Here is a 4560-nt window from a genome sequence, read left to right as displayed (position 1 = left end):
TGGTGGTTTAGCTAAGGATTATTTTACAATAATCTGAAATGATTACACTGAATCCTCAGCGTTTATTTATTATTGTTAGTGGTTTCCCAAGTAATATTAGGTTCAGAAGGCTGAGGATCATTTTTCATTAAGAAAAGCTGCAACCCAGCTAAATCATCAGTATTGATAAAATCAACACCAGCATTTAACAGTTCCTTCCATATAGCATCTCTAGCTGGGGATGCGATGTCAGGAGTCGCCCAAAAACGAACTTTTTGGCCATTAGCATGAGCGGTTGAAACGATATGATTTAGTTTCTCCCTTTCACTTTTTGGCATTTCGCCTTCACCCATCCATGTAAAATATTTGGTCCAGTTATCACTAATAATTGGCATAAACTCATTGGAGTCACCTGATTCAAGGTCGCTCATTCGTCCATCATAAGCTGCATAGCGAACGGGCTGGCTCTCCATTAGTTCTTTTGGACGGTTCCCTGAAATATAGACAGTAATCGCCCCCGGTTTCACCCCTGAAGGCAAAAACTTTGTAAGCATATTTTGATATTTTGTAAGCTGTTCATGGATCACTTGATAGGTCGCGGCATCCTCCGACTTCACGTCGATCCATAAGGTAAACTCTTTATCGTATCCTGGATAAACGGCTCCATTATTGTCTTTCACTCTTTTCTTCAATGGGTCAAGATAGAGTGATTTCAATGTTCGATCTGGTCGAATATCTTCTTTATCATGGGCAACAAGGAGTTCTCCATCAACAAGCCAAACATCAGCTTCTACACTGGTAAATCCATGTTCCAGAGCATCTGTTAATGGACGAGTATGCTCGTAATCATTATGTGCGTGAGCTTTTGCAAGAGGAACCACAGTCTCTTGGTTAGATAAAGATGAATTGCCTTCCTCGGCAGCTGCAAAAACATTTGTAAAAGATAGCATGAAAACAGAAGCAATAAGGGTTAAAACAGCCAAGCATTTTTTCATAGTCTTTAGTCCTCCTATAATAATAGATTACCTTTTCCATCTTAGAGAAAAACCATTAAAGTTCAATGAAATTACATGATTCTTAACAAACTCTTTAATTACTTTACATGTTTTATGTAAATCGCAGAATATTTTTACAAAAAAATAAGCAAAATAAATGAAGAAGCTTATATCGGAACTAGAAAAAGTTAAAGACAGAACTGACAAACTACTAGAATTCTAGTAGTTTTATGTTGTTGAAAAAGCGTTTGTCACAAAAGGGGTTCGGAATGGTCTCATTCCGAACCCCTTTTGCGACTTCATTAAAAATAACCATTTAAAAAGAGGTGCAATGAGCACCCAAATTGGTAAACTTTTTATAATATCAGTTTATCACTAATTTGTCCTAACGGTTTCTTGGAGTTTTTCCATTACCCTTGATAAAGCTAAAATTGAATTTGTTGTTTCAAATTCTCCAACATTTAAGGAATGATTTGCATTTTGAATCACATCAATCTTTAAATTCGCTTTACTTAATTGGTCAATTTGATTTGCATTGTAATAATGATCTTTATCCCCGATAACTAAAAGACCCTGATGATGACTATTCAAGATTGAGTCAAAGATCGAATCAAAATTTATTAGAGGGGTAAATAAAATCATTTTTGACTTTAGGAATTCTTCTCTCTTCATTAAGTCATTCGCGATTGGTATTGTTCCGAGTGATTTTCCTAAAAAAATAGAATTGTTATATTGTCCATTTTTTAAAACATCTAAAATCACAGGGTTAATATCATCCATCATTATTTTTGTTATCTTTTCAATATTGTTTTTCGTTGGTTGCTCATTATAGGAGTAATGGATATGGACAATATCAAATTTATTTTGGAGCATTGCCATCGTCGCATAATAAAACAATGGTTTATCGTAATTGTAACCTGAACCTGAAAACATAAAGCAGATTGTTTTGGAACCCGCTTCTATATGTGTATAACGAATCGCTTTGTCGTTTGTTTGTATCTCTTTTTTATTTCCTTTCATCATTTTCCCCTCCGAAACTTTTATAATACCATAACATAAATTACCAATTGTTTTATAAAAAAATCATCCTCTTTATAGCAGGATGATTTATCAGAAATAAATTATATCCTTTATGTCAATTAGTTAATGGAGTAACTAAATTTCTTGAATCATTTCCACTCTGTTTCCGAAGGGGTCTCTAAACTCAAAACGTTCAAAACCAGGTATAGGTACTCCTTCAATTATCTGAATGTTATTTTGTTCTAACACATTTCTCCAGTAAGATATATCCTCTACTTGATAAGCTATATGGGCTTTTGTTTTTAATCGTTCAAAACCATCTTCTGTACCTATATGTACATCTCTATCTCCGACTTTTAACCAAAATCCTCCACGCCCCTTTAGTGATTCGGGCTTTTCCTTCTCAGGTAGACCAAGAATTTCGCAATAAAATTTTTTCCCCTCTTGTTCAGCACCTTTTGGAATAGTTATCTGAGCGTGATGTAAACCAAGAATCATAAAATTCACTCCCATTATCAATTGAATTTGTATTGTTTTTCTCCTATAACCAAATAATTTCTTGAAGTTTCTAAATCCTCTTTCATTTTATAACGCCAAATACAATAAGTGAAATACTGATTAATTATAATAATTGATAAGTATTACTTACGGATATCTAAATTTAAAACAAAAGATTTTTTCTAGAATATAACACTTACATTGATATTAAAAAGAATTGTACTGTATGAACTCTATAATTTAGGCCATTTTTAGATTTCGCTAAGTCTAATTAAGATTTTAGGAGATTATGATGGAGACATAAATAGCAAAACAGCTTCGTTTTTTTTTATTTGGATATTAATAAATAAATAAATACACATAATGTCAATCTTGTTAAAAAATGTTACTATTCTCTATGTAATATTTATATAAATGATAACAAATAGTTTGAAGGGTGGGATTAAAATGATTAGTGACTTTAAAAAAGCAGCCTTATCTTCATTAAAAGGTAGATGGGGATTGGGAGCAGGGGCATCGTTTCTGTATTATGTCCTTTCTAGTATTGGTATGTTTATTATAGGATTTCCCCTTTTTTTCCTGGGCTTCTTATTCAGTGAAATCATGAATGCTAGTGCTTCGGTTACAGGAGATGAGACGTTAAATGCAGTAGGCGCTGTTTCTTATGTACTTACTTTCGCTATTATATGTATTGTTTTAATAGGTGTACAAAGCATTATGACTTATGGGTATTTTAATGTTACATTACGTTTAGCGAAAAAAGAAACTACTACAATTGATGATTTATTTGAAGGGTTTCGAAAAAAGAATGTATTTAAATCTATGAAGTTAGCTGTGTTAATGGGTGTATACGTATTTTTATGGAGCTTATTGTTAATTGTTCCCGGTATTATAAAAGGTTTCTCTTATTCTATGGCTTACTATATTATGTTAGATCATCCAGAATATACGGCGAGCGAAGCGCTTAAAAAGAGTCAAGAAATGATGAAAGGGCATAAATTAGATTTATTTATACTATCTTTAAGTTTCATCGGATGGTTTATTTTAGGGGCTATTATAGGGGTTTTCACATTTAGTATCCCGTTTCTTTGGATCTATCCATATTACATGACAACAGTATCGCATTTCTACTTGAATTTAGTGAATAGAGATACAGGTATGGAAGAAAAAACGGTTATCTAGAAAGAGAATATTGTTTGTTAGGGTTGTTTATTTTAAAAAAACTTTGCAACAGAACCGATTGGAACATTACACTAGAACAGTACAATCAGGGGGAAAATATTTACTAAACTTGTTTTGATATAATTATCTTAATCTAGACAGTAAAAAGATGTTGATTAAAAATAAAATCATGCTGTTTATAAAAAATATGATGTTTAAAATAGAATTGTGAACTTTGTAAAAAATTTGCCAGGTTATATCCCTTTAGATATGATTATCTAAAGGGATATTCTTATTTCAAAAAGAACATCTAACACTGAGAAATGGATTATAGTATTAACAGAAAAATTAGTAAGGATGTGAGTGCATTTACAGCTGAAAATGCCATTCCCATCATTCTTTTCTATTGCATATTGTTATTTTTCATTTCTATTGGTTTATTTATGTAATTAAGAGTAAATAGCCGAACTAATAAATAGAACTCTTTAATACAAATAAAAGTTAGATAAAATAATTATATTGAAAAACGACAGAATAATTAGAGAATCCGATAACGGGACTTATTTTAACTAAAATATTTTACAAGTAACAATGAGCATATTAAATATGATAAAGGAAGTTGAATACAGTATGTATAAAATCGGATTAGTCGGTCTAAAAACTTCTATAGAACAGATTTTAGACATGGCAGAAGAATACAAACATGAGTTGGAATTTATCTCTTACTCCTATGTAAAAACTGAAGAGGTAGAAAAAATTGTAAAAGAACATACTTCTCATGTAGATGCATGGCTTTTTTCTGGTCCACTTCCCTATGAAATTGCAAAAAAATATATAGGTACAGATAAAATAATGGTTTATGTTCCTGCTACAGAATCAGGTTTTTATAAATCTTTTTTAGAGATGA

The 4560-nt window shown here is 31.6% G+C and carries 4 protein-coding genes and 1 pseudogene; 2 read left to right on the top strand and 3 right to left on the bottom strand.

Annotation, left to right across the window (positions count from 1 at the left end; genetic code table 11):
• Window positions 1–62: 62 nt before the first annotated feature.
• The 3 genes from ACTDJC_RS22340 to ACTDJC_RS22330 all read right to left on the bottom strand — a co-directional run bounded on the left by ACTDJC_RS22340 (window position 63) and on the right by ACTDJC_RS22330 (window position 2492).
• On the bottom strand, window positions 63–974 hold the full coding sequence (locus tag ACTDJC_RS22340) for a phosphatidylinositol-specific phospholipase C/glycerophosphodiester phosphodiesterase family protein (protein WP_218007836.1): 912 nt from the start codon (window positions 972–974) through the stop codon (window positions 63–65).
• A 375-nt stretch (window positions 975–1349) separates the two neighbouring features.
• Entirely contained in the window at window positions 1350–1994 is a 645-nt protein-coding gene (locus ACTDJC_RS22335; RefSeq protein ID WP_440604394.1) for an alpha/beta family hydrolase, read from the bottom strand.
• A 135-nt stretch (window positions 1995–2129) separates the two neighbouring features.
• The gene (locus ACTDJC_RS22330) at window positions 2130–2492 is read right to left on the bottom strand and encodes a VOC family protein (protein ID WP_253628795.1); all 363 of its coding nucleotides are present in this window, start codon (window positions 2490–2492) and stop codon (window positions 2130–2132) included.
• Between the two features lie 447 nt (window positions 2493–2939).
• Here ACTDJC_RS22330 and ACTDJC_RS22325 point away from each other — a divergent pair, with 447 nt between their 5' ends.
• Window positions 2940–3674, top strand: coding sequence for a DUF975 family protein (locus ACTDJC_RS22325; RefSeq protein WP_253628796.1), 735 nt, complete (start codon window positions 2940–2942; stop codon window positions 3672–3674).
• A 609-nt stretch (window positions 3675–4283) separates the two neighbouring features.
• Window positions 4284–4560, top strand: a pseudogene (locus ACTDJC_RS22320) (hypothetical protein); the annotation flags it as partial.

It is taken from the genome of Bacillus sp. GB_SG_008, assembly GCF_052038115.1.
GTDB lineage: Bacteria > Bacillota > Bacilli > Bacillales > Bacillaceae_G > Bacillus_A > Bacillus_A rhizoplanae.
This window is presented reverse-complemented; position numbering and strand designations above follow the sequence as displayed.

Coding starts and splice junctions, on each gene's coding strand:
- ACTDJC_RS22335 (WP_440604394.1), bottom strand. CDS start 1,994: ATGAAAGGAAATAAAAAAGAGATACAAACAAACGACAAAGCGATTCGT.
- ACTDJC_RS22325 (WP_253628796.1), top strand. CDS start 2,940: ATGATTAGTGACTTTAAAAAAGCAGCCTTATCTTCATTAAAAGGTAGA.
- ACTDJC_RS22340 (WP_218007836.1), bottom strand. CDS start 974: ATGAAAAAATGCTTGGCTGTTTTAACCCTTATTGCTTCTGTTTTCATG.
- ACTDJC_RS22330 (WP_253628795.1), bottom strand. CDS start 2,492: ATGATTCTTGGTTTACATCACGCTCAGATAACTATTCCAAAAGGTGCT.